The sequence below is a fragment of the Vibrio mimicus CAIM 602 genome, from assembly GCF_000338875.1.
Classification (GTDB): Bacteria; Pseudomonadota; Gammaproteobacteria; order Enterobacterales; family Vibrionaceae; genus Vibrio; species Vibrio mimicus.
Genome location: NZ_AOMO01000079.1, coordinates 1 through 3990 on the forward strand (window position 1 = coordinate 1; position 3990 = coordinate 3990).

The 3990-nt window shown below is 42.8% G+C and carries 3 protein-coding genes and 3 pseudogenes; all 6 read right to left on the reverse strand.

The window, feature by feature from the left end:
* Window positions 1-325: pseudogene (locus D908_RS02020) on the reverse strand (hypothetical protein); the annotation flags it as partial.
* A gap of 138 nt (window positions 326-463) precedes the next feature.
* The gene (locus tag D908_RS02015) at window positions 464-910 is read right to left on the reverse strand and encodes a GNAT family N-acetyltransferase (RefSeq protein WP_005527160.1); all 447 of its coding nucleotides are present in this window, start codon (window positions 908-910) and stop codon (window positions 464-466) included.
* 141 nt (window positions 911-1051) lie between these two features.
* Window positions 1052-1612, reverse strand: coding sequence for a suppressor of fused domain protein (locus tag D908_RS02010; RefSeq protein ID WP_032467748.1), 561 nt, complete (start codon window positions 1610-1612; stop codon window positions 1052-1054).
* 626 nt (window positions 1613-2238) lie between these two features.
* Complete coding sequence (locus tag D908_RS0119970) at window positions 2239-3210, reverse strand: immunity 49 family protein (RefSeq protein WP_005527165.1); 972 nt, start codon at window positions 3208-3210, stop codon at window positions 2239-2241.
* A gap of 252 nt (window positions 3211-3462) precedes the next feature.
* Window positions 3463-3576, reverse strand: a pseudogene (locus D908_RS22765) (Tfp pilus assembly protein); the annotation flags it as partial.
* Window positions 3545-3667: pseudogene (locus D908_RS22445) on the reverse strand (DUF645 family protein); the annotation flags it as partial. The pseudogenes D908_RS22445 and D908_RS22765, both read right to left, overlap by 32 nt.
* Window positions 3668-3990: the final 323 nt, after the last annotated feature.

Sequence of the window (3990 nt, forward strand, 5' to 3'; positions counted from 1 at the left end):
GTTTATAAAGTTTCTTTAAGTATTCGCCTCTTTTAAGCCTCAGATTACGCTGTTGCTTATCTTTCTTGTGCCCTCCCGGCGATGGCCAAAAATATCTTGATAATGCACCAACATGAACAATAGCCTCTTGCACTTCACTAATTAGTGTTGATGCATCATCTGTTTGAGTAAGCAAGTAGTCATACTGCATAAACGCAACAATTGCCCGCTCAGCTGAATATCGAACTGAAAATGTATAAAACGGATTGTGCATCGGCTGAACACCACCAAACTCCAAAATAATTGACGCTCTACGCTCTAATTCTTCTTGTTCAATTTCTGTCACGTCATATTCTCCGTATTTATAACGCCCGCCTAAGGGGCTGGCAACGCATAACACTAAACTCAAACACAACAATCGTAACCACCGTGACTCATTGGGACTGGGAACGCCACGCGTTGACAGTCCCTCTTGAGGCGTTTGTTATGTGCGCACTAACGACATTGGCACAAATCGAATTCCATTAAACTCAGCTTCATCGCCTGTTGCAACAAAACCATTATGACTATAGAACCCCACAGCATTAACCGATGAACGCAGACTAATTTCATTAGCTTTGGTTGAAGCGAGTAAGTGATTAAGTAAATCGCGACCCAAACCGGTGCCTTGAACTTCATTCGATACAAATAGGTGCGTTAAATAACTCCCGTCACGCAAAACACCAAAACCAAGCAATTTTCCACCTAGGACAGCCTTAAGCGCTAAAAACTTTTCACCATCAAATACTGTACGTAAATCAGGAATAACTCGCTCGATAAACTCTTGCTTCCCTTGCGCATTGAGCAAAGGAAATATATCTATATATGAGACTTCTGAAACGAGGCTTGTAACCGCATCTAAATCAGCAGGTACAACTTTCTGAATTTCCATATTCCCTCCAAGCACATAACGCCCTGTTAAGGTGTGAGCAACGCATTACCGATGCCGCCGCATACCACCTTAAACACTAAAACCAACGCATGGTGAAAATGCCACGCGTTGCGAATCACTCTTAAACAAATTGTTATGCATTTACACTACCGAAGACCGCTTTACTTCCCAGTACTTAAGCTCTGCGTCATCAAATTTTTGTTCGAGTGCATCTAGATCATACTTGATTTTGAAATTACGTTCGTCGTCAGTGATAGGTAGTAACCAAGCTACGTGAACGTGAGAACTATTTAGAGGCATTATTTCCAAGTCCTCTCCAAATGGATACGGCAACGAAATTAGCCAGTTTTCACAGTTAGAACCCTCAAGCCAAGGCTCACCAATAGGCAAGGTATGACCAAAGCCCAAATTATGATTCGAATGGTAGTAAGTTACCATTGCCAGCATTTCAACTAGACGATTTGACTCGATCGGTGATACGACAACAAACTCGTGAAGAGCTGAATCACTGTGTGTAATCTCTGATGCACCTACTGAGCAATAAACCCACATATTAATTTGAGGGCCAGGTGTAAACCTGACAACCTGAAAATCGGGTACAATTTTCTTAATTGGCCCAAGCTCCCAAGACAATATCTCGAAATCATGACCTTCAAAGAACTCTGCGTAATGTTTAATAATCTTTTCTTTAGTAGACTTCATAATACCCTTGATGCATAACGCTGCGTTAAGGGGTGAATGCCGCATAAATCAGCTTTCCGCAGACCACTTTCACCACCAAAACTCACCGCATACCAAAAATGCCACGCGGCATGAATCCCACTTTAACGCCTTGTTATGTTTAAGACTCAAAGGGTTAAGTTTTACGACACCAAGAGCTTAACTCGACTTACCTTTGCACACCAAAACCATAGGCTAAGAAACTGAATTAACTCATAAAATTGATTGAATTTGCATTGACTCTCAACGTGAGAAACGAAAGCTGAAGCTCTAACTTTGGAACTGAGCAAGCTGCACTCACCTCACCCAAACACTGCATTTCAATGAGGCAACTCTCTGAATTTTTAGCGCCCACAAATTGGAGTCCAGAAAACAGCGACCACTGAAGTCTACTTGCCGACAATACCAAAACTGGAAAGCCAAGTAAGCAAAGAAAAGATGCAACCAACTGATTTTACGTGATTAAACATAACGCCCGCCTAAGGGGCTGGCAACGCATATCGCTAAACTCAAACACAACAACCGAAACCACCGCAGCTCAATGGGACTGGAAACGCTACGCGTTGACAGTCCCTCTTGAGGCGTTTGTTAGGCGATTTGCAGATGAACTATCTCTGATAGAGATAACTGGGTATGTAATCTGACGTCACATCCAGTGTATAGCCATATTTTTCATACGCATATTTGGCTGCCGTGAGGAGATGTAATGAAATATAACCATTAGCATCTGTTTTAAAATCCTTATCGTGAGTCCACCACTCTTTATGCATTTCTAAAGCGCGATGCATGGATAGGTTATACGCCACTTGGTCTTGTTGATGTATAGCTTGCATCACATCAAAAAAGCCTAAGGTCACTGTAATCCCGTGGTAACTAGGAATGCGCTCTTTAGGTGTTTGGCCTTTTCGCTGGATATGGGCAATAAACCGATTGATTAAATCAGTAATATCACTGTTCGCTTGCAAGCCAAACATATGCAGCACTATTTCAAGATGATACCGACCTTGCTCCGAGCGCCATGCCACTTGCCCCTTATGCAGAAGTTCTATTAATAAATTTAAATCCTCATTACGCCCCGTGACAATAGTGAGGTAAAGCATATCAAGCCAATCAAGCGACTGAATATACTCCGTTCTGCCTTGGGCTGGAATTGCAAAATCCACCCCTTGGTATTGAAAGGGGATGAGCTTCCCTTTCGGTTGATTCATCTGGCGTAACCATAATATCGCATACTGTTGAGCAGAGAAAAAATGCTCTACTACCTCAGAGTCTGCGACTGATGGCAGATAGTGGCCAATCGCAAATAGCTTGCAAAGGTCTCGATACCCAGTTTCAAATCCAAAACAGTTTTTTTCCGCAATGCTCAATGAAAACTGGTTGGTTTCGATCAACATCTCTAAGGTCGCATCATAAACACGCTGCTCACCTTCTAAATTTTTAATATGAGTCTTCAGCGCTCTTTTTATCACGGGTTCATTGGAAACAACCTTTGTTTCGTCTGCCCCAGTAATGAACCCTGTCGCTTCATGAGAATTGGCTCGCCCAAGTAAGGATAAGATAAAACGGAATGGAGTACGCATCGATTGTAACCTTTGATTATGAGCCAAATATAAATTTAGAGATTGATAACAAAGGCACGCATTATCACAATCAATATCTATTGATGTCTACTATCGCCTAACGCCCGCCTAAGGGGCTGGAAACGCAAACCACTAAACTCAAATACAACAACTGCAACCACCGCGGCTCATTGGGACTGGAAACGCCACGCGTTGACAGTCCCTCTTGAGGCGTTTGTTAGCTTCGTAGCCTATTGTTTCAAAATGACTTTTAACCATTTTCTTGAAAGGTACTTTACGCAAAAGCATCACACAAACACACGTCCAACGCCAAAAGCTGTGAAGTTGGCAGTCAAAACTTAAAACGATCAAGGTTGAGTTGATCACGGTTAAGAGTCCGCGACAAAGAAAGCAAGATCACAGCGATGATGCTGCCTTTTGTGAAATTAAGCTGACCGTGCTGAACGTCCAACAACATTGAAGCATCGAAGCTTGTTGGTTTTCAGCGATTTTGAACCTGTTGAGCATTCAACACTTTCTTCCAAATCCGCATCGCAAAGACTCGAAAGCCAAGTTGTGGAATTTGAACGCTAGAAGCTGATTTTTCGCAACAAGTGAGCTTAGATTTTGATGATTCTAGCCTTTAAGAAGCTAACGCCCGCCTAAGGGGCTGGCAACGCATAACACAAAACTGAAACACATCAACCGTAACCACCGCGGCTCATTGAGACTGGGAACGCCACGCGTTGACAGTCCCTCTTGAGGCGCTTGTTAGCTTACTGTCCTAACATGCCAACTAAG